A 469-nucleotide genomic window follows, 5' to 3' on the forward strand; every position below is an offset into this window, starting at 1 on the left:
ACCTCTTGCCATTCGGAAACGGGTCTGAGATGTTGATCGTAATGTTCAAATACTCTTACTTGATTGGGATCGACGCTCGGTAAGTCGGTTGCGAGCACATGCATCGTGAGGTGCTCAATCATGTTCGTGATGCTAGTGCCGCCTTGCACCGTTTGATGGAAAACGATAGCAGTCTTTCCGTTAATCGCTCCGATGCCGTACTTACATTCGGATGGTGTATTGCTGAAGCCTCTGTATTCCAATTTTTTCATGCCGATTCCCTTACAGTCGTTGGTTAATTATCTCTGCCCTGACACGATGTTGCTCGCACCAAGCTGCATGCCACACTTAGCGCTTACGGTCTGGATCGGTGCGAAAAAACGCGAAAGGGCTTAGAGCCTGGGGCCACTGCGCAGATGCTGTGCAAAAAAGCAGTATTAAATTTTATGAATCCGGCCTCCCTTCCTATGTTGTGCGTGCACCGGTGCTG

Annotated in this window: 1 protein-coding gene; it reads right to left on the reverse strand. The window is 49.3% G+C overall.

The annotated features are described in order from the left end of the window. A partial coding sequence (locus K9U40_RS23570) for a hypothetical protein (protein ID WP_282892486.1) occupies positions 1-251 on the reverse strand: 251 nt, incomplete at its 3' end. Positions 252-469: the final 218 nt, after the last annotated feature.

It is taken from the genome of Xanthobacter autotrophicus, assembly GCF_030015065.1.
Lineage (GTDB): Bacteria > Pseudomonadota > Alphaproteobacteria > Rhizobiales > Xanthobacteraceae > Xanthobacter > Xanthobacter autotrophicus_D.